This window comes from Bradyrhizobium sp. SOJA106 (assembly GCF_059448745.1).
Genome location: NZ_CM182549.1, coordinates 4388647 through 4407163, shown reverse-complemented (window position 1 = coordinate 4407163; position 18517 = coordinate 4388647). Strand labels below are relative to the sequence as shown.

Below are 18517 nucleotides of genomic sequence, written 5' to 3'. Positions count from 1 at the left end.
TTATTCATGGGACCGGCCCACCGTTACGCTGGCACCAACCGATCGACAGGAACGCCGAGTTCATCGGCGAACACGCGTGCCGCTATCGCAGTAACCATGGCGGCGGCAATCAAACTTCCCCTTCTCTCATCATGATCGTGCGGAGGGAATGCGACAGCGCGACAGTTTGTTCCGGGCGAGTGGGCTGTTCCCGGCGTTCCCGGAACCGACTCACATGCGCCATTTTCCGGCTAGAATGACCCCATGAAACAAGCTGATTCCTTGTCCCCTCACAGCCGCCGCACCCTGCTGAAATCCGCGCTCGGTGCAGCCGCCCTGCTTGCATCGCGTGCGCATGTGCTTGCGGCGCCTCTGGGCTTCGACGAGTGGCGCGAGAATTTTCGCGCGCGCGCCATGGCCAAGGGCATTTCGGCCGCGACATGGCAGCGCGCGATGGCACGAGTCGAGCCCGACATGAGCGTGTTCAGGCAGATGCGGAACCAGCCCGAATTCCACCAGCAGGTCTGGCAATACATCAATCGCCGCGTCTCGGACTGGCGCATCATCAACGGCAAGATCGCGCTGAAGAACAACGAGGCGCTGCTCGCGCGGATCGAGCGCGACTTCGGCGTCGAGCGCGGCACGCTGCTGGCGCTGTGGGGCGTCGAATCCGCCTACGGCGATCCTCTGGTGCAGCAGAACCACATGACGCCGGTGTTTCCCTCCCTCGCCGCGCTCGCCTGGAATGAGCCGCGCCGCAAAGCCTATTGGGAGACCGAGCTGATCAACGCGCTGCGCATCGTCGACAAGGGCTGGAGCACGCCGGAAGAGATGCGCGGCTCATGGGCCGGCGCGATGGGACATTCGCAATGGATGCCGGAGGTCTGGCTCAATGTCGGCATCGACTATGACGGCGACGGCAAGGTCTCGCCGTTCGGCAAGCCCGATGACGCGCTGGGCTCGACCGCAAAATACCTCGTCAACCGCGGCAAATGGCACCGCGGCGAGCATTGGGGCTACGAGGTGCGCGCGTCCGGCGAGATGAGTGGCAGCCGCACCTATGCGGCGTGGCAGGCGGCCGGGGTCACCCGCGCTGATGGCCAGCCGTTCCCGCAGCCGAACGCCTCCGCACAGATGTGGACGCCGGTCGCGGGCGGGCCAACGTTCCTGCTCGGACCGAACTTCTATTCGGTGAAGAGCTACAATCCCTCGATGAACTATGCGCTGGCGATCTGCCATCTCGGCGACCGCTGCCTCGGCGCGCCGCCCTTCATCCAGCCTTTCCCCGGCTCCGAGCGCGCGCTGACGCTTGCCGAGGTGCAGGAGATGCAGACGCGCCTGACCAAGGCCGGGTTCGACACCGGTGGCACCGACGGCCGCGTCGGCAACGACACCATGAAGGCGATCAAGGATTTCCAGCAGCGCGCCGGGATCACGCCGGCAGATGGATATGGCGGGCTGAAGGTGCTCGCAAGGCTGCGGCAGGGGCCGTAGAGCTGACTCCGTCGTTCCCGGCCGCGCCACTTGGCGCCAGCCCGGAATGACAGCCTACTTTCAGTGCCGGTACTGCGGCTCTTCTGCATCCAGCTGCCGCCGGATCGCGGCGAGATGCAGCCGCGCGGATTCGGAATCGCCCTCGCGCATCTGCCGGTAGGTCTCGGCCGCGATCGCTGGATCGACTGGCAGCACCTTGCGTCCCGTCGACATCGCCAGCACCTGCACCTCGGCGGCGCGTTCGAGATAATAGAGATCGTCCCAGGCTTCCGCGATGGTCGGCGCCAGCACCATTACGCCATGATGCTTCATGAAGACGATGTCGGCTTCCCCGACTGCGGAGGCGATGCGCGCGCCCTCGCGGCTGTCGAGCGCGAGGCCGTTATAGTCGCGGTCGACCGCGGTGCGGCCGTAGAATTTCAGCGCGGTCTGGCCGGCCCAGATCAGGGGATCGCCCTCGGTCATCGACAGCGCCGTGGCATAGGGCATGTGGGTGTGGAAGGCGACCTTGGCGCGCGGCAGGCGCTTGTGCATCTCGGCGTGGATGTAGAAGGCGGTCGCCTCCGGCACGCCCTCGCCGTCGAGCACATTGCCGTGGAAGTCGCAGATCAAGAGTTTTGACGCGGTCAGCTCGCGGAAGGCGTAGCCATAGGGGTTGACGAGGAACAGATCGTCATGGCCCGGCACCACGGCCGAGAAGTGGTTGCAGATGCCCTCCTCAAAGCCGTTGCGTGCGGCCATGCGGAAGCAGGCGGCGAGGTCCTCGCGCGCGGTGCGGATGGCATCGGTGGCGAGATCCGGCCGGTTCGAGCGGGCGCGCTCGGGCGCGGACGAAGACGAATGAAGGCTGTGCGCCATGTAGAAAGACACCTTTGTCGGTCGGAAGCTCCCAGCGTTCTACAGGGGCTGCGCCTGCGCGTCAGCCCCTGCGACCGCCACCCTGCCCTGCGCGTCTCACGCTCGACGCGGCACGCCGCCGGCGTTCATGCCGCCATCGATCACGAGCTCGCTGCCGGTGACATAGCGTGAGGCGTCGGAGGCCAGATACAGCACGCCCGAGGCGATCTCCGCCGCCTGGCCGGCGCGGCCAAGCGGAGTTGCGATCTTGGCGCGTTCCTCCGGATCGATCGGCGCATTCTGGCCGGCGCCAGTGGCACCGGTCGGAATCTTGCCCCAGATCGGCGTGTCGATGATGCCGGGATGCACCGAGTTGACGCGGATGCCGTCGCCAGCGGCGGCGCACTCCATCGCGATCGACTTCGCGAACAGCCGCACGCCGCCCTTGGTCAGCGAATAGGCCGACAGGCCGGGCGCACCGCGCAGGCCGGCGAGCGATGACATCATGACGATCGAGCCGCCGCCGGTCTTGCGCATCAGGGGCAGGCAGTGCTTGACCGAGAGAAACACCCCGTCGAGGTTGATCGCATTTTGCTTACGCCAGTCGGAGAGCGTCATGTCGACGATCGAGGGCACGGCAATGCCGATGCCGGCATTGGAGACCATGATGTCGAGCCGGCCGTAGCGCCTTGCGATCTCGGCGACGATCTCGATCCAGCGCTCCTCGCTGGTGACGTCTTGCTCCAGGAAGATCGCCTTGCCGCCGGCTTTTGTCACGCGCCTGGCGAGTTCTGGCCCGCGCAGCTCGTCGATGTCGGTGATGACGACCGTGGCGCCCTCGCGCGCGAACAGCTCGACGATCGCCTCGCCGATACCTGACGCGCCGCCCGTCACAAGCGCGATCTTGCCCTCAACCTGCCCCGCCATGTTCACTCCCATTCTTGTTGTTTGAGCGTCTATTTTTGAAGCATGATCTCGTCCGGATCTTGCGTTATCTGATCACGGACGGCCCCTGGTCCGGTAGCGCAACGTCGAGAACGCGGAATTGCACCCGCTCGGCGCCCTGATAGCGGTCGACCGACAGCGAGCCCGCGACATGCAATTGCTGGCCGCGATTGGCGAGTAGCGCATTACCGAGCTTCTGGCCGACCGCGCGGAATGCGATGCCGTTGACGATCGAACCGTCGCCCGACTTGAAGCGCAGCCTCAAATGCGCCTGGCCGACCTCGTCGGCAAAAACAAGCTGATGCCCCGGCAGCGCCAGCACCGGCTCTGGGTTGCCGCTGCCGAATGGCCCGGCGCGGTTGAGCGTCGTCGCCAGCTCCGCCGTCACCGCGCGCGCGGAGACCGCGCCGTCGATATCGAGCTCGTTGACGTGACGCGCTTCGGCGACCTCCTGCGCCAGCGCGCTCTCGAGATAGGCGCGGAATTCGGCGAGCTTCTCTTTCCGTAGCGTGACGCCCGCGGCCATCGCGTGGCCGCCGCCCTTCAGCAAGATGCGGTCGCTCACGGCCTGCCGCACCGCCTTGCCGAGATCGACGCCCGCGATCGAGCGGCCCGAGCCGGTGCCGATGCCCCCAGGCTCGAGCGCGATGGCGAAGGCAGGCCGCGAGAACTTCTCCTTCAGGCGCGAGGCAACGAGACCGACCACGCCGGGATGCCATCCCTCGGAGGCCGTGACGATGACGCCGAGCTTGTCCTCCAGCCCGATCGAGGCAAGCGCCTCGGCTTCGGCCTGCGCTTCCGCAGCCTGCTCGATGATGCGGCGCTCGCTGTTGAGGCGATCGAGCTCGGCCGCGATCCGTGCCGCCTCGATGCTGTCAACTTCCAGCAAAAGCCGCACGCCGAGATCGGCGCGGCCGATACGGCCGCCGGCATTGATGCGCGGGCCCAGCATGAAGCCGAGATGCCAGGCTTCCGGCGGGCCGTTGAGACGGGCCACGTCCATCAGCGCGGTGTGGCCGACATGGTCGCGCCGCCGCATCGCGATCAATCCCTTGGCGACGAAGGCGCGGTTGAGGCCGATCAGCGGCGCGACGTCGGCGACCGTGCCGAGCGCGACGTGATGCAGCATGCCCAATAGATCGGGCTCGGGCATCTCCGCATTCCAGAAGCCGCGCTGGCGCAGCTCGCGATTGACTGCGACCAGCGTCACCAGCACGAGGCCGACGGCGGCGAGATGACCAAGCCCTGAGAGATCGTCGAGCCGGTTCGGATTGACCAGCGCATCGACCTCCGGCAGTTCGTTGCCGGCCTGGTGATGGTCGATCACGACGACGGACATGCCGAGGCGTTTTGCTTCGGCGAGCGGCTCGATGCTGGTGGTGCCGCAATCGACCGTGACGAGCAGCGTGGCACCCTTGGCCGCCAGGGCGCGCACTGCTTCGACATTGGGGCCGTAGCCCTCAAAAATGCGGTCGGGGATGTGGATCAGCGGATCGAGCCCGCAATGGCGCAGGTGCCAGGCCAGCAGCGCCGCCGAGGTCGCGCCATCGACGTCGTAGTCGCCGAAGATCGCGACCTTCTCCCCCCTCGCCGCCGCATCCGCGATCCGCTTTGCGGCCGCCTCCATCTCCGTCACTGTGAAGGGATCCGGCATGAGTTTCCGGATGGTCGGGTCGAGGAAGTCGGGGACCGCGTCGATGTCGACGCCGCGGCCCGCCAGCACCCGCGCGAGCAGCTCCGGCAACTGGTGCCGCTGCACGATGGCAAGCGCTTTGGCCGCCCCGCGCGCGTCGAGCCGGTCGCGCCAGAGCTTGTCGGTGAGCGAGCGCGCGACCCCCAGGAACGCCTGGGGCGCTTCGACGGGCAAGGCTATGGCAGGCGGCGTCATGACGAGGCTGTCGGTTGGGGAACTCTGATTCCGGGTGATCACGCTGGCCCGGTACTGGCTTTTGGGGATTGGCCGGGAAACCCCGGCGATTTGCAACGGCCGGGCTGCACAAAGTGGTGGATGGCCGGCGGGGCAGGCCGAAGTGACTATCATTTGGGCAATCCGCGGAATAGCAAATTAAGCAGGCGTTAGGCGGAATCCCCGAAAAAGAGTTGTATTCGATCTGTGAATTGTTGTTCCGGGTTCATTGCAGATCAGGCCTCATTGCCAAGGGAAGATCCCCGATGTCTGCTGCGCTGGGTCGCAAAGCCAAGCCCGCTTCCAACGAACCCGCTGACGACGATTCCGACATCTCCGCGCTGATCAACCGCCTGACCGCGGAGGTCAACCAGATCGCGGTCGACAAGACCAAGGCGATCCAGCAGATCACCAACCAGATGAAGATGCTGGCGCTGAACGCGCTGATCGAGAGCTCGCGCGCCGGCGCGCAAGGCGCGGGCTTCGCGGTGGTGGCGCAGGAGGTGCGCGGCGTCGGCCAGCAGGTCGAGACCATCGCACGCGAGCTCGAGACCCAGCTGACGAAGCGCACCGGCGATCTCGTCTCCTCGATCGACCGCATGAGCCAGCGCTCACGCGGCGAGCGCATGGTCGACCTGTCGCTCAATGCAGTCGAGCTGATCGACCGCAACCTCTATGAGCGCACCTGCGACGTGCGCTGGTGGGCGACCGATTCCGCCGTCGTCGATTGCGCGGCCTCGCCGGCTCCGGCGGCCGTCACCAACGCCTCGCAGCGGCTCGGCGTCATCCTCGGCGCCTACACCGTCTATCTCGACCTCTGGCTCTGCGACCTCGACGGCAACGTCATCGCCAACGGCCGTGCCGACCGTTTTCGTGTCGCCGGCCAGAACGTCGCCCACACCAAATGGTTTCGCGAGGCGCGCACCCTTCGCTCCGGTGACGATTACGTCGCCGGCGATGTCGAGAACCAGCCGCTGCTCGGCAATGCCCAGGTCGCGACCTATTGCGCCAGCGTGCGTGCCGGCGGCGAGGCCCACGGCGCGCCCATCGGCGTGCTCGCCATCCATTTCGACTGGGAGCCGCAGGCTCGTGCGATCGTGCGGGGCGTGCGCGTCGGCGACAGCGACAAGGCCCGCGTGCTGCTCGTCGATTCGAACCTTCGCGTGATCGCCGCCTCCGATGGCCAGGGCATTCTCAGCGAGCGGATCTCGCTCGCGCTGAACGGCCAACGCTCCGGCTTCTATCACGACCGTAGCGGCGCCCTGATCGCCTTCCACGCAACGCCGGGCTATGAGACCTATCGCGGGCTCGGTTGGTACGGCGTGATCGTTTGCGGGGCGTGAGCGAACGCCGACCGGTTCAAGGCAAACCGCGAAAACAACCCCATGCACAGTAGCGGGGTCCGTTGTTTTCATTGGTGTTTTACGCGCCCTCGATCGGCGTTGACACGTCAGGCCCTGGCGGTGCCGGCTCCCTGTGCCCGCAACGCGGCAATTCCAAGCGTCTGCGACGGGCGCTCCCCAAACACTGCAAAGTAATATTGGGCGAACCGGCCGAGCTCGTAAAAGCCCTGCTCCATCGCGACCGCCGCCACGGTGGTTGAGCCGGGCGCGCTCTGGCGCAGGATGGAATGAACGGCGCAGAGCCGCTTGTGCCGAAGGAAACTGACCGGGCCGAGGCCGAATACCTCCTGAAAGGCGCGGTGCAAGGTGCGCCGCGACACGCCCAGCGCCGCGCAGATTTCCGACACATGCACCGGGCGCGTGCCGGCTTCGTCGAGATAGTCCTCGACCCTGCGGATCAGCCGTCGCGCCGAAGGCAGCCAGCCGCTGTGGTCGGGCGGCAGCGACGACATGACGTTGGCCGCCATGCATTCGACGATCGCTCGTTTCCAGAACTCGGCAGTCGAGGGCGTCAAGCCGTCCTTGTTCGTCCGCAGATGCGACATGATGCGGATCAGGCGACGCGAAGCGATCGCACCGGTCTCGGGATCCGCCCGAAAATGGCCGCGGCTGCGCCAGGTGTCGGGATCGTTCAGCCGCGCCTCGCCGCCGAACAGTGAGGCAACCGCATCGAGGTCGAGGCGCATCGCGGCGTAAGCGGAGGCGCCGTGGAAGACGCCATCATGCTCGATCAGCGGCGGGATCACGAGCACGTCGTTGAGCTGCATGTCGAACGACCAGTGCACAACGCGCTCCTCGGCCGCAAGCAGCATCCCGATGATCAGCTTGTCGTCGCTGGAGACGCGCTGCGTGCGCATGCCGACGTTGAAGGCGCCGATGCTGAGCGAGAAGTCACCGATACCGACATGCGATAACGTTCCGTGCAACCGTCCGCGTCCGAGCTGCATCACGTCGACATGCGAGCCGTGGACGGCCTGGTGAAGTCCCTCGAAACCGTCGAGCTTGCGCGAATCAACCAGAAGGAATTGCCCCATGGCCGTACTCTGTTACTCAAGCGCGACAATTCTGCGGCACGCCGCGGCAAAATACTACCACGACGCGAGGCGGGTGCGACAAACAGACTTCGCGTTTTGAGGCAAATCATCCCCGAATCTGATGTGAGGCATTCCCAAATCGTGCTGCAGATGGAGGACTTTGCGACATGGGTCATTAAGTCTCACCAGACGCTCCCGCGTAGTGGCACAAACTGCACATCACAGCAGGCCAATCTTCCGTTACCGTTTGCAACCTTAGCGATATAGATTGAAGCGCTCTGCGCGTGGCAGAGCGCACGCGGCAGGTTTTTGCTGCGTGCTGGAATATTTGCGCGTGAAAGGAAAAAGACGTTGACGCAGTGCAGCGATTTCTTCTTCCCCGACCGCCAAAAGAGCAGGCCAGACAATGGGGCCAACGTGCGTCGAACTCTGCCGAAGTCTGTGCCGTAGCGTGAGGTAGACTACGCGCAGCGGAGTTTCCACCATGTTGCGGGCAGACCTCGATCGTTGCGAGTGGTTGCCGGAAGATGCGAAGACCGGCGAGATGGTCTTCATTCCCGGCGGAACCTTTCGCATGGGATCCGACCATCACTATCCCGAGGAGGCGCCGAGCCATCGCGTCTCGGTCGACGGCTTCTGGATCGATCGCACGCCGGTCACGAACCGGCAGTTCAAGCAATTCGTCAACGCGACAGGCCATGTCACTGAAGCGCAGATCGTTCCGGATCCGAAGGACTATCCCGGTGCGCTGAAGGAAATGCTCTACGCGGGATCACTGGTGTTCTCGCCGCTGCCGCGCATCACCGATCTCACCGACTGGAGCCAATGGTGGTCTTTCATGCGCGGCGCCAATTGGCGCCATCCCTACGGTCCCGGCAGCAACATCAAGGGCCTCGACGATCATCCCGTCGTGCACGTCTCCTACAGTGATGCGGCGGCTTATGCCCGCTGGGCCGGCAAGGATCTGCCGACGGAAGCCGAATGGGAGTTCGCCGCACGCGGCGGGCTCGAGGCCGAAGAGTTCGCCTGGGGCGACGCGCTGATGCCAAGCGGCAAGCACATGGCCAATATCTGGCAGGGAAGCTTCCCTGTCCAGAATCTCGGCGAGGATGGGTACGAGCGTACCTCGCCGGTCATGGCCTTCCCGCCAAACGGCTACGGCCTCTACGACATGATCGGCAATGTCTGGGAGTGGACCTCCGACTGGTGGTCGGCACGGCACGCCGCCGAGACCGCAAAGCCCTGCTGCATTCCCAGGAATCCGCGCGGCGGCCGCGAGGATGCCAGCTTTGATCCATGTCAACCCAACATCCGCATTCCGCGCAAAGTCCTGAAGGGCGGCTCGCATCTCTGCGCGCCGAACTATTGCCGCCGGTATCGCCCCGCGGCGCGGCATGCCGAGCCGATCGACACCTCGACCAGCCATGTCGGCTTCCGCTGCGTGGTTCGGATGCCTCCCGAACAAGAAGGATCTGCTGCAACATAGGGAGTATCGCATGAGCAGCGAGTTGGAGAATAAGAACAACCAGTCCGGGGCTGACCATTCGATCAATCGAAGAAACGTCCTGTTGGGAACCTCGTCGATCGTTGCCGCGGCGACGCTGACATCCGAAGCGCTGGCGCAAGCGCAGAAGGCGACGCCCTCTCCGGCGCCGGCGGCAAGCGCGCCAGCGGGAAGCAAGCCCAACATCCTGGTCATCTGGGGCGACGATATCGGCCTCGCCAATATCAGCGCCTATTCCAACGGGCTGATGGGTTACGAGACCCCCAACATCGACCGCATCGCCCGCGAGGGCCTGAAGCTGCAGCATTATTACGGCGAGCAGTCCTGCACCGCCGGCCGCTCGGCGTTCCTGACAGGCCAACACATCATCCGAAGCGGGCTCAGCAAAGTGGGCTTCCCGGGCGCGCCGATGGGTATGAGCCAGCTCGATCCATCGATTGGTGGCCTGCTCAAAAACCTCGGCTATGCTACCGGTCAGTTCGGCAAGAACCACGTCGGCGACCGCAACCCATCGCTGCCCACGGTGAACGGCTTCGACGAATTCTTCGGCAACCTCTACCACCTCAATGCCGAGGAAGAGCCGGAGCTGCCCGATTATCCCAAGGATCCCGCCTACCGTGCCAAGTTTGGGCCGCGCGGCGTGCTTCGCTGCAAGGCCACCGATCGCGACGACCCGACCGAGGACCCACGCTTCGGCAAGGTCGGCAAGCAGACCATCGAGGACACTGGTGCGCTGACAAAAAAACGAATGGAAACCATCGACGACGAGACCTCGGCTGCGGCAATCGACTTCATGAAGCGGCAGAATGCGGCGGGCAAGCCGTTTTTCACCTGGTTCAACTCGACGCGCATGCATCTGCGGACACACGTACGTTCCGAGCATCGCGGCCGCTACACCCACGGCGACAGCGAATATATCGATGGCATGATTGAGCACGACGAGATCGTCGGCAACCTGCTCAAGGCGCTCGACGAGATGGGGATCGCGAACAACACCATCGTGGTCTATTCCACCGACAACGGCCCCCATATGAACACCTGGCCGGATGGCGCCATGACCTGGTTCCGCTCGGAGAAAAACACCAACTGGGAAGGCGCCTTCCGCGTGCCGTGCCTGGTGCGCTGGCCCGGCAACATCAAGCCGGGCACAGTCAGCAACGAGTTGATGAGCCACAATGACTGGATCCCGACGCTGTGCGCGATCGCCGGCGAGCCCGACATCGTCAACAAGCTCAAGGCCGGCTACACCGCAAACGGCATCAATTACAAAGTCCATCTGGACGGCTACGACCAGTCGGCATTCCTGCGCAACGTGAGCGGCACCGCCGCCAACAACAACGGCACCAAGAGCGCCCGCGGCAAGTTCTTCTATTCCGACGACGACGGCCTACTCGTGTGCATGCGGCAGGGCGACTACAAATACGTGTTTTCGGAGCAGCGCATGCAGGGAACGATGGGTCTGTGGGCGGAGCCCTTCACCACACTGCGTCTGCAGAAGATATTCAATCTCATGCAGGACCCGTTCGAGCGAGCCGATATCACGTCCAACACCTTCTGGGACTGGAATCTGAACCACGTGGGTGGCGCCTACGGCATGATGCAGGACGTGTTCGATTTCGTGGCGACTTTCAAGGAGTTCCCGCCTCGCTCGTTTCCGCCGAGCTTCAATCCGGCCAACATCCTGGAAGGCATGATGGATGGCATCAAACAGAAGAAGGCGCTCGCCGAAGGCATCGATACGGAAAAGGTTCGGGCAAACTTGAACCGGATCATCCAGCAGCAGCTTCAGAGCCGGTAAGATCAAGCATTCGCGACGGCCGGTCGGCTCGACCGAACCCAGCTTCACGAGATGGCCGGAATGCTTCGGACCCTGACTGCATTCATCACTATCCTGATCATCGGGCTAGCAGTCCCCGAAGACGGCGCGCGCGCTCATGCGGATCCGTTGCCATCCTGGAACGACGGTGCGGCGAAGCAGGCCATCACCGATTTCGTCACGCGCGTAACGACACAGGGCGGCACCGATTTCGTGCCGCCCGCCGAGCGCGTCGCGGTGTTCGACAATGACGGCACGCTGTGGTGCGAGCAGCCGATGTATTTCCAGCTTGCCTTCGGCCTCGACAGCGTCAGGGCGATGGCGCCGAAGCACCCCGAATGGAGGCATCAGCAACCGTTCAAGGCATTCCTCTCGGGTGACAAGGAGGGCCTCGCGTCGCAGGGCGAGAAGGGCCTGCTGGGGCTGATCGCCGCCGCACATAGCGGCATGAACACGGATGACTATGCCGTATCGGTAGCCGGCTGGCTCGCGCGGGCCAGGCACCCGCACTTTGACCGCGCCTACAACGAACTGATCTATCAGCCGATGGTCGAGCTGCTCGCCTATCTGCGCGCGAACGGTTTCAAGACTTTCATCGTCTCCGGCGGCGGCGTCGAATTCATGCGGGTGTGGGCCGAGAAAGCCTATGGCATTCCGCCGGAGCAGGTCGTCGGCTCCTCCGGCGTCACGCAATTCAAGATTAGCCCCGACGGACGTCCTCTCCTGACGAAGCTGCCCAAGGTCGAATTCATCGACGACGGCCCCGGAAAGCCGTCAGGCATCAACCGCTTCATCGGCCGCCGCCCGATCCTCGCCTTCGGCAATTCGGACGGCGACCAGCAAATGCTGCAGTGGACCGCGGCCGGGTCCGGCGCGCGCTTCCTCGGCATCGTCCATCACACCGATTCAGCCCGCGAATATGCCTACGACCGGCGGTCCAAAATCGGAAAGCTGGACAAGGCCTGGGATGAAGCGGTGCAGCGTGGTTGGACCGTGGTCGACATGGCCAAGGACTGGAAGACAGTGTTCGCATTTGAGCATAGCAACACAGGGGCCTCGCAATGACGAGGCGGCCGTCATGAGCGGCTACGACATCTTCGCATGGATCGTATTGGTGATCCTGCTCGCCAGCGCGATCAGCGTCGTCTGCATCGCCGGCTGGCTGCCGGGGCACATTGCCAAATCGCGCAACCATCCGCATGCGCAGGCCGTCACCGTCGCCGGCTGGGTCACGCTGTTCTTCGGCTTCGCGCTGTGGCCGATCGCATTCATCTGGGCCTATCTCGACGTGCCCGCGCGCAAGGCGGGAGATGCGTGATGGCCGTCGCGATCCTCAACACCTACCTAGTGCTGCTGTTCCTTCTGGTGCACTTCCGCGTCGTGCGCTTCAACCTGTTCTGGAAGGCGTCGCCCTTCATCGTCATGGCGATCGTGCTGATCTGTCTCTTCATCCCGATGGGATGGGGCGCGCCGCAGGGCAATGCGCTCGTCGTGCGCAATGCGGTCTCCATTGTGCCCGATGTTGCCGGCGAAGTGACGGATGTCCCGGTCAGCCCCAATGTGCCGCTCAAATCCGGCGACGTGCTGTTCAAGATCGATCCGACGCCCTACGCCGCCCAGGTCAAGGCGATCGAGGCCCAGTTCAAGCTCGCCAAGACCCGGCTCGGCCAGATGACGCAACTTTACGAGCGCGACGCCGGCCGCGGCTTCGATGTCGAGCAGCGGCAGTCCGAGGCGGATCAGCTCTCCGGCCAGCTCGAGGCCGCGCAGTGGAATCTCGACAAGACCGTAGTCCGGGCGCCTAGCGACGGCTACGTCACGAATCTTGCGCTGCGCAAGGGCGCGCGCGTCGCCAATTTGCCGCTGTCGCCGGTGATGGCCTTCATCGATACCTCGTCCACCATCATCGGTGTCGAGATCAACCAGATCGATGCGCGTTATGTGGCGCCCGACCAGGAGGTCGAGGCGACCTTCAAATTCGCGCCTGGGCAGATTTTTGCTGGGAAGGTCGAGAGCGTGCTTCAGGCGATTGCGCCAGGACAGACACAGACGTCGGGAACCGCCGTCATGCCGAAAGCGATCGATGCCGCGCCTTTCGTCGTTCGCGTGAAGCTCGACGATGCCGAGTTTGCAGGGCGCCTGCCGGCCGGCAGCGCCGGAACGGCGGCGATCTATACCGATCGCGTCAAGCCGACCCATGTCGTCCGCCGCGTGATCCTGCGGCAGATCGCCATCCTGAACTACGTCAATCCGTTCTGAGCGAGAGGAATCCATGAGAAGAGCATTTCTGACGGCTTCATTCCTTCTCCTCACGCCTGTCGCGCATGCGCAATCGCAAGTCGCAACTCCGCGCGTGAATGGCGGCGCCTCTATGGGAACGGAACCGTCGCAAAATGGTTGCAGCAGGTCAGCGACGTCTTCGTGACGGGCGCCGGTATCACCAATGCCCTCCGCGCATCCGACTATTTCGATGCGCAGCTCTACCTGGCAGCGGTCGGATAATGATCGTCCACGAACGCGACCGGCGTCCCTTTGGCGACACGCGCCGCAACGCGTTCGGCGTCCCAATTGGTCAGACGCACGCAGCCATGGGACTCCGCCTTGGAGATCTTGTCCGGCGACGGCGTGCCGTGAATGCCGTAGCCTTCGGCGGAAAGGTTGATCCAGACCGTGCCGACCGGGTTGTTTGGACCGGGCTTGATGGTGAAGGGCTTGCGGGAATGGACGCCCTTGAAGCGATAAGCGGGATTGTAGCGATAGAAGGGATTTTTGCTGATTTCCGTCACCTTGAGCGTACCTGAAGGCGATGGCTTCTCCTCGCTCCCGACGGTTGCCGGATAGAACCCGATCAGCGCATTGGACTTGTCGAACAGCTTGACGGTCTGCCTGACCTTGTCGATCTCGACCCGGTCGGCCTTGGCGGGAGCCTCATCGCCTGCGCTCGCGGTGTCGACGACGACGATGGTATCGCCGGCCCGATCGAATTGGCGCCCGGGGTTGAGCGCGGCCAGGAGCCGCTCACTCATGTGGAACTTCTCGGCCAGCGCTTCGCGCGGACTGGTGTAGCCAAGCTTCGGGATGCCTTTCATGTCCTCCATCTTCGACGGCAGCTTGTTCAGAAACGGTCCCGCCACGTCCTGTTCGGTGATGGTGTAGGTCAGCGTCACCGGCCGGTCGTCCGCCCGCAGTGCCTTCCAGACCTCTTCGGTCGGGATGTCCGAACTCGGCAGTTGCCGGGCTTCGGCATAGGCCCGCAGCGCCTTCTTCGCGTTCTCGCCGAACCTGCCATCGATCTCGCCGGGCGAGAAATGAGCCCTGTCGAGAAGGACCTGCAGACGCACGCCCGCTGGCGTCGGCTTCTCGTTCGAGAGACTCTTCTTCGAGGGCTCGGCAGCATTGATGGTATCTGCGGTCATTTCGGCGGCGAACGCTGGCAACGTTGCCAGCGCGAAGACAACAAAGATGCAAACCTGCCCCGTTTTCGTCAGCGACATCGCTGCCTCCTTTCAAATTTCCAACCGTTGCGTATCGACTTCTCCGCCCGCAGCGGCAACCAGCTCGCGGTAGCGGTCTTCGTACTGTCGCGCCATCCGGCGCGCGGTGAAGCGCTGCTCGAAACGGGCGCGCACCGTCCTTCGATCCAGCTTGCCCAATTCACCGACCGCCTCGACGGCCTGCTCCTCGTTCTCGACGATGAAGCCAGTCACGCCATGCTCGATGACCTCAGGGACCGATCCAGAGCGGTAGGCGATCACCGGGGTCCCGCAGGCCATCGCCTCGATCATGACCAGGCCAAACGGCTCCGGCCAATCGATCGGAAACAAGAGAGCCGCGGCTCCGCCGAGGAAGGGCTGCTTCTTCACGTCGTCGACTTCGCCGACAAGCTGGATCGTCTCGCCGTCAACGTGGGGCTCGAGGCGTTTCCTGAAGTATGCGGTCTCCGCCCGTGGAATCTTTGCGGCGATGCGGAGAGGCATTCGGGCTGCGTGCGCAATGCGAATGGCGTCCTCCGGACCCTTGTCCGCCGTAAGGCGGCCAAGAAACGCCAGATAGGATCCTTCCTCATAGCAGGGGCACAACGCCTCGGATGGCAATCCATGCTGGATCGTTCCGCTCCATTTCGCATCCGGAAGCGGCAGACGCTGATGATCGGAAATGGACACGAAGCTTGCCTCCGGGAACTGCCGAACGACGTCGGGCAGCCCAGGCAAATCGAGACGGCCGTGCAGGGTCGTCAGGAACGGCACGCCGAGGCGGCTGAGCAACGGCAAATGCAGCCAGTCGATGTGGGCGTGGATCACGTCAAAATCCCTGGCTCGCGTCGCAATCGCTTCCATCAACATCGCGCAGGCTGCACTCGGATCCGCCCCCTTGCGGCCAAGACGCAGCGCACGGGGCCATACGGGGTGAAGTCTGGCGGTCGTACGGGAGTCGCCGCTGGCAAACAGCGTGACGTCATGTCCGAGCCTGGCCAGCTCATCCACCAGCCAGGCCACCACCCGCTCGGTGCCGCCGTAGAGCTTCGGAGGGACGCTTTCGGCCAGGGGAGCGAGCTGAGCGATGCGCATGGATGCCCGCTATACCGCTGAGCGAAAGATCAGCACGATGGCTGCTGACAGGAGGTTGGACATCGCAAGCAACGTCCACGCCAGTCTTCTTGCGCGTGCCGTGCGACATGCAAGGCGCTCACTGCGGCCTAGCATGTGTCGTCGGAGAGGCGCTCGAGATAGGCCAGCCCGAACCCCGTGAGGTCCTGGGCATCGCCGTTACTGTCGCGCGCTTCCCGCCTCCCTTGCAGATGACGCTCGAGGAGACAGCGACGGCCATCCGCAGCATCGACATCGAGATGCCGGGCGCGGTACACGCACCATGCGGTCTCCACCGCTGTCCGTAGCGGGCCGTCGTCGACCATGTTCCCAGCTCCAAGGCGGAGATGTCCATGGCACGTCAACTCGTCGCGACCGCGGAAGTTTCCGGTTTTTCCCGGAAAGTCTAATCCTGCCCGCAAGGCGAGCGCAGTCAGCACTCGCCCCCTTGATGCGCGCAGATCAGACGGCGCGGCGCGCCGCCATCTCCGCCGCGAGCAGCAGCGCGGCGCGGCTGGCGCCGATCGATGCGATGCCCTGGCCTGCGATGTCGTAGGCGGTGCCGTGCGCAGGCGTACAGATCGGGAATGGGAAGCCGCCGAGCAGGGTCACGCCGCGATCGAACCCCATCAGCTTCATCGCGATCTGGCCCTGGTCGTGATACATCGTCAGCACCGCGTCGAACGCACCGGCTTTCGCGCGCAGGAACACGGTGTCGGCCGGGAATGGCCCCTCCGCGGCAATGCCCTCCGCCTGCCCGGCCGCGACCACAGGCGCAATCACATCGATCTCCTCGCGGCCAAAATTGCCACCGTCGCCGGCGTGCGGATTGAGCCCGGCGATCGCGATCCGCGGCCGCGCAAAGCCGGCGTTGCGCATGCATGCATCGGTGAGCTTCAGCGCGCGGCGGATACGCTCGCTGGACAGGTTTGCGGCGACGTCCTTCAGCGGAATGTGGGAGGTGACGCGTGCGTTCCAGAGTTCACCGAGCACGTTGAATTCGCTTGCGGGCGTCTTGAGTCCGACGACTTCCGCGGAAAACGCGATCTCGTCGTCATACTCGGCGCGGGCAAGCCGCATCGCCTGCTTGTTAAAGGGGGTGAAGCAGACGGCATCGACCCGGCCATCGCGGCCAAGCTCGAGCGCGTGGCGATAATTAGCCAGCGCGAATTTGCCGCCGGCAAGCGTCGCGGTCTTCGGCTCGACCTCTTGGGGAGCGAGGTGGCGGAGATCGATGAACAACGCATTGCCCTTGGCCGTACGTAGATCAGCGCCCTGCTCTACCATCGTCAGCTCCGGCGTGACGCCCGCAACGCGCGCGCCCTCGTCGAAGATGCGGCGGTCGCCGATCACGACCAGGCGGCAGCGCGCGCGGATGTCATCCTGCGCCAGGAGCTTCGCGGTCAGCTCCGGGCTGATGCCGGCGGGATCTCCCATCGCCAGTGCAATGAGCGGCTTTGCGGTCATATGATCACCTTTTCCTGAGCTGTCGTCGTCTCATTGGCGGATGGCGCGGGCTTGCGAAAGAGGCGCGCAAGCTGCAAGGCGAGCGGAAGCAGCAGCAGCGCGATGCCGCCCACGATCAGGCAGGTCACCAGCTTGTTGGCGAAGAAGATGCCAAGCGATCCCTTCGACATCAGCATCGACTGCCGGAACGCATCCTCGGCCTTGTCGCCGATGACGATCGCGAGCACCAGCGGCGCCAGCGGATAGAACAGCTTCTTGAAGAGATAGCCGACGATGCCGAAGCCGAGCATCATGACCACGTCAAGATAGGAGTTCGACACCGAATAGGCGCCGACGACGCAGATGATGACGATCAGCGGGGCGATGACGACGAACGGAATCCGCATCAAGGCGGCGAAGACCGGCACGGTCAGCAGCACCAGCGCGACGGCGACGATGTTGCCGACATACATCGAGGCGATCAGGCCCCAGACGAAGTCTTTCTGGTCCACGAACAGCATCGGCCCGGGATTGAGGCCCCAGATCATCAGGCCGCCCATCATCACCGCCGCGGTGGCGGAGCCGGGAATGCCGAGCGAGAGCATCGGCAGCAGCGCGCTGGTGCCGGCGGCATGGTCGGCTGTCTCCGGCGAGATGATGCCTTCGACCTCGCCGGTGCCGAAGTAGCGGCCGCGGCGTGAGAAGCGACGGGCAATGCCGTAGCTCATGAAGGAGGCTGCGGTCGGACCGCCTGGCGTGATCCCCATCCAGCAGCCGATCGCGGCGCTGCGCAGCAGCGCAACGCCGTGCCGCGGCAGCCGGCCGACCGCGCGGAACACCTCGCGCCAATCGATCCTGGAGGAGACGGCGCGGGCATGAAACTCCTCCTCGACGGCAACCAAGAGCTCGCCGATGCCGAACAGGCCCATAACAGCGACGACGAAGTTCACGCCCTTGACCAGCTCGTCCACGCCCATGGTGAGACGGACGCTGCCGGAGACGGTGTCGATGCCGATGGCGGCGATGGCAAAGCCGATGGCGAGCGCCACCACGGTCTTGATTGGCGCCGCGCCGCCCATGCCGACGAAGCTGGCGAAGGCCAGGAAATAGACCGCGAAATACTCCGGCGGCCCGAAGGCGAGCGCGACCTGCGCCACCCAGGACGCGAGGAACGTGATCAGGATGACGCCGATCAGCGCGCCGAAGGCGGCCGAGCCAAAGGCGGTCGCGAGCGCCGTGGTCGGCCGGCCATCGCGCGCCATGGGATAACCGTCGAAGGTGGTCGCGACCGAGGACGGCTCGCCGGGGATGTTGAAGAGAATCGAGGTCACCGAGCCGCCGAACAGCGCGCCCCAATACATGCTGGAGAGCAGGATGATCGCCGAGACCGGCTGCATGCCGAAGGTGAGCGGCAAGAGCAGCGACACGCCGTTCGGCGCACCCAGCCCCGGCAGCACACCGACGAGGATGCCGAGAAGCACGCCGACCGCCATCAGCAGCAGATGCGGCATGGTGACCGCGATGGTGAAGCCGTGGAGGAGCTCCTGGAGATTGTCCATCGGACTCC

General features: G+C 64.5%; 16 protein-coding genes. 7 read left to right on the top strand and 9 right to left on the bottom strand.

The genetic code is table 11. From position 1 onward, the window contains the following. Positions 1-243 precede the first annotated feature (243 nt). Positions 244-1473, top strand: coding sequence for a lytic murein transglycosylase (locus AC5V87_RS20200; protein ID WP_495367569.1), 1230 nt, complete (start codon positions 244-246; stop codon positions 1471-1473). A gap of 60 nt (positions 1474-1533) precedes the next feature. On the opposite strand, the gene AC5V87_RS20195 is transcribed toward AC5V87_RS20200, so the two are convergent. The 3 genes from AC5V87_RS20195 to recJ form a co-directional block, all read right to left on the bottom strand. Continuing rightward, the gene (locus AC5V87_RS20195) at positions 1534-2331 is read right to left on the bottom strand and encodes an aldolase (RefSeq protein ID WP_456838593.1); all 798 of its coding nucleotides are present in this window, start codon (positions 2329-2331) and stop codon (positions 1534-1536) included. Between the two features lie 96 nt (positions 2332-2427). Further along, positions 2428-3237 (bottom strand): SDR family NAD(P)-dependent oxidoreductase, encoded by an 810-nt coding sequence (locus AC5V87_RS20190; protein ID WP_456838594.1) that lies wholly within the window; start codon positions 3235-3237, stop codon positions 2428-2430. A gap of 64 nt (positions 3238-3301) precedes the next feature. After that, a complete protein-coding gene (gene recJ / locus AC5V87_RS20185) occupies positions 3302-5143 on the bottom strand; it encodes a single-stranded-DNA-specific exonuclease RecJ (protein ID WP_456838595.1) in 1842 nt (613 codons plus the stop codon). A 284-nt stretch (positions 5144-5427) separates the two neighbouring features. Here recJ and AC5V87_RS20180 point away from each other — a divergent pair, with 284 nt between their 5' ends. Continuing rightward, positions 5428-6504, top strand: a complete 1077-nt coding sequence (locus AC5V87_RS20180; protein ID WP_456838596.1) for a methyl-accepting chemotaxis protein — start codon at positions 5428-5430, stop codon at positions 6502-6504. A 107-nt stretch (positions 6505-6611) separates the two neighbouring features. Here the strand turns inward: AC5V87_RS20180 and AC5V87_RS20175 are convergent, their stop codons facing one another. Further along, on the bottom strand, positions 6612-7598 hold the full coding sequence (locus AC5V87_RS20175; protein WP_456838597.1) for a helix-turn-helix domain-containing protein: 987 nt from the start codon (positions 7596-7598) through the stop codon (positions 6612-6614). Between the two features lie 484 nt (positions 7599-8082). On the opposite strand from AC5V87_RS20175, the gene AC5V87_RS20170 reads away from it, so the two are divergent. Genes AC5V87_RS20170 through AC5V87_RS20150 form a run of 5 tightly spaced genes read left to right on the top strand, consistent with a single transcriptional unit; the run spans position 8083 to position 13177 of the window. Then, on the top strand, positions 8083-9084 hold the full coding sequence (locus AC5V87_RS20170) for a formylglycine-generating enzyme family protein (RefSeq protein ID WP_495367568.1): 1002 nt from the start codon (positions 8083-8085) through the stop codon (positions 9082-9084). A gap of 10 nt (positions 9085-9094) precedes the next feature. Further along, positions 9095-10900, top strand: a complete 1806-nt coding sequence (locus AC5V87_RS20165; RefSeq protein WP_456838599.1) for an arylsulfatase — start codon at positions 9095-9097, stop codon at positions 10898-10900. A 51-nt stretch (positions 10901-10951) separates the two neighbouring features. Continuing rightward, positions 10952-11983, top strand: coding sequence for an HAD family hydrolase (locus AC5V87_RS20160; protein WP_456838600.1), 1032 nt, complete (start codon positions 10952-10954; stop codon positions 11981-11983). Positions 11984-11996: 13 nt separating this feature from the next. Continuing rightward, positions 11997-12236, top strand: a complete 240-nt coding sequence (locus AC5V87_RS20155) for a DUF3302 domain-containing protein (protein ID WP_495367567.1) — start codon at positions 11997-11999, stop codon at positions 12234-12236. Continuing rightward, positions 12236-13177, top strand: a complete 942-nt coding sequence (locus AC5V87_RS20150; RefSeq protein ID WP_495367566.1) for an HlyD family secretion protein — start codon at positions 12236-12238, stop codon at positions 13175-13177. The genes AC5V87_RS20155 and AC5V87_RS20150 overlap by 1 nt, the downstream gene beginning before the upstream one ends. 221 nt (positions 13178-13398) lie before the next feature. Here AC5V87_RS20150 and AC5V87_RS20145 read toward each other — a convergent pair whose 3' ends face one another. The 5 genes from AC5V87_RS20145 to AC5V87_RS20125 form a co-directional block, all read right to left on the bottom strand. Next, the gene (locus AC5V87_RS20145) at positions 13399-14412 is read right to left on the bottom strand and encodes a L,D-transpeptidase family protein (RefSeq protein WP_495367565.1); all 1014 of its coding nucleotides are present in this window, start codon (positions 14410-14412) and stop codon (positions 13399-13401) included. Between the two features lie 12 nt (positions 14413-14424). Further along, positions 14425-15486, bottom strand: a complete 1062-nt coding sequence (locus AC5V87_RS20140; RefSeq protein ID WP_495367564.1) for a glycosyltransferase family 4 protein — start codon at positions 15484-15486, stop codon at positions 14425-14427. Between the two features lie 128 nt (positions 15487-15614). Beyond that, positions 15615-15830: a hypothetical protein gene (locus tag AC5V87_RS20135; protein WP_456838605.1), complete on the bottom strand. Its 216-nt coding sequence runs from the start codon at positions 15828-15830 to the stop codon at positions 15615-15617. Between the two features lie 136 nt (positions 15831-15966). Beyond that, on the bottom strand, positions 15967-16971 hold the full coding sequence (locus tag AC5V87_RS20130; RefSeq protein WP_495367563.1) for a 4-hydroxythreonine-4-phosphate dehydrogenase PdxA: 1005 nt from the start codon (positions 16969-16971) through the stop codon (positions 15967-15969). Continuing rightward, positions 16968-18509: a tripartite tricarboxylate transporter permease gene (locus tag AC5V87_RS20125; RefSeq protein WP_456838607.1), complete on the bottom strand. Its 1542-nt coding sequence runs from the start codon at positions 18507-18509 to the stop codon at positions 16968-16970. Before AC5V87_RS20125 ends, AC5V87_RS20130 begins: the two co-directional genes overlap by 4 nt. Between the last annotated feature and the right edge of the window lie 8 nt (positions 18510-18517).

Excerpts from the sequence above, each read along its gene's own strand:
- AC5V87_RS20200 (WP_495367569.1), top strand. The coding sequence starts at position 244 with ATGAAACAAGCTGATTCCTTGTCCCCTCACAGCCGCCGCACCCTGCTG.
- AC5V87_RS20195 (WP_456838593.1), bottom strand. The coding sequence starts at position 2,331 with ATGGCGCACAGCCTTCATTCGTCTTCGTCCGCGCCCGAGCGCGCCCGC.
- AC5V87_RS20190 (WP_456838594.1), bottom strand. The coding sequence starts at position 3,237 with ATGGCGGGGCAGGTTGAGGGCAAGATCGCGCTTGTGACGGGCGGCGCG.
- recJ (WP_456838595.1), bottom strand. The coding sequence starts at position 5,143 with ATGACGCCGCCTGCCATAGCCTTGCCCGTCGAAGCGCCCCAGGCGTTC.
- AC5V87_RS20180 (WP_456838596.1), top strand. The coding sequence starts at position 5,428 with ATGTCTGCTGCGCTGGGTCGCAAAGCCAAGCCCGCTTCCAACGAACCC.
- AC5V87_RS20175 (WP_456838597.1), bottom strand. The coding sequence starts at position 7,598 with ATGGGGCAATTCCTTCTGGTTGATTCGCGCAAGCTCGACGGTTTCGAG.
- AC5V87_RS20170 (WP_495367568.1), top strand. The coding sequence starts at position 8,083 with ATGTTGCGGGCAGACCTCGATCGTTGCGAGTGGTTGCCGGAAGATGCG.
- AC5V87_RS20165 (WP_456838599.1), top strand. The coding sequence starts at position 9,095 with ATGAGCAGCGAGTTGGAGAATAAGAACAACCAGTCCGGGGCTGACCAT.
- AC5V87_RS20160 (WP_456838600.1), top strand. The coding sequence starts at position 10,952 with ATGGCCGGAATGCTTCGGACCCTGACTGCATTCATCACTATCCTGATC.
- AC5V87_RS20155 (WP_495367567.1), top strand. The coding sequence starts at position 11,997 with ATGAGCGGCTACGACATCTTCGCATGGATCGTATTGGTGATCCTGCTC.
- AC5V87_RS20150 (WP_495367566.1), top strand. The coding sequence starts at position 12,236 with ATGGCCGTCGCGATCCTCAACACCTACCTAGTGCTGCTGTTCCTTCTG.
- AC5V87_RS20145 (WP_495367565.1), bottom strand. The coding sequence starts at position 14,412 with ATGTCGCTGACGAAAACGGGGCAGGTTTGCATCTTTGTTGTCTTCGCG.
- AC5V87_RS20140 (WP_495367564.1), bottom strand. The coding sequence starts at position 15,486 with ATGCGCATCGCTCAGCTCGCTCCCCTGGCCGAAAGCGTCCCTCCGAAG.
- AC5V87_RS20135 (WP_456838605.1), bottom strand. The coding sequence starts at position 15,830 with ATGGTCGACGACGGCCCGCTACGGACAGCGGTGGAGACCGCATGGTGC.
- AC5V87_RS20130 (WP_495367563.1), bottom strand. The coding sequence starts at position 16,971 with ATGACCGCAAAGCCGCTCATTGCACTGGCGATGGGAGATCCCGCCGGC.
- AC5V87_RS20125 (WP_456838607.1), bottom strand. The coding sequence starts at position 18,509 with ATGGACAATCTCCAGGAGCTCCTCCACGGCTTCACCATCGCGGTCACC.